The 895-nt window shown below is 60.1% G+C and carries 1 pseudogene; it reads right to left on the bottom strand.

Going from position 1 to position 895, the window contains the following annotated elements:
• Window positions 1–895: pseudogene (locus EOA60_RS35055) on the bottom strand (RTX toxin); the annotation flags it as partial.

The following is an 895-nucleotide window of genomic DNA, read 5'->3' as shown; positions in this document are numbered from 1 at the left end:
GGCAAGTCCCGCCGGCTTTTTCGCGTTGGCGGCGGAGATGTCGAGTGTGCCCAGCAGATCCCCGGTTGGCGTCACCATTGCCACGGAGGTGCGTGACACGATGACATAAAGCAGGTCGTGGACCGGATCATACGCGATGCCCCCGTCAGAAGGGGTTCCGAGCGCCTCTTCAGAAAAACTCGTCACGACATCATCGCCCCCCGTGCTTGGGACGCCGTCGAATCTGCCGTTCTGGCCCGGAGCGATGGTGTAAATCCTATGGGTTGTGCCATCCTCGAGATAGAGCACGCCGCGGTTTGTGTCGTAGGCAATACTCTCCGCATCCGTACTGCCGAACGCGGCGGTCCTGAACGAGGTCACGATATCGTCGGAGGTGTTGTAAAGCCCATCGTTGCCCGGGTTCAACTCGTAGACGCTCTTCGTGCCGGTATCGTCCGAGAAGAAGAGATGGTGGTTCGCCGGATTATAGGTGACCCCGGCCGGCTCATCCGAGAAATTGATGGTGGTGAGCGTGCCCGTCAGGGTGCCGTTCAGATTCATCTGGAAGAGATTCTTGCCCGTGAAAATCGACATCTCCTCCACCTCACTATCGGCCACCAGCAGCTTGCCGAGGTGGGAGATATAGACGATATCGGTTGGGTCGGGGCTCGGCGGTGACCACTGCGAAGTCAGAATGGTGTGCGCCAAGGTCACGGATGTCGGCAACTGGGTGGCGGTGACGCCGACGGTGAAGGTGTGCGTGGCGATGCTGCCGTCGGACGAGGTTGCTGTCACGTGGAGATCGATCGTCGGTTCGGACTGAGCGTTGAGCGTGCCGCTGCTCGCTCGCGTGATGACGCCGGTGCTGTAATTGATGGCAAAGCGCGAGTCGTCGATCGTGTAGGTGACCGTCGAG

The sequence above is a fragment of the Mesorhizobium sp. M1A.F.Ca.IN.020.06.1.1 genome, assembly GCF_004023265.1.
In the GTDB taxonomy this organism is placed as follows: Bacteria; Pseudomonadota; Alphaproteobacteria; order Rhizobiales; family Rhizobiaceae; genus Mesorhizobium.
The sequence above is the reverse complement of the archived record's forward strand: the minus strand, read 5'-3'. Positions and strand labels throughout refer to the sequence as shown.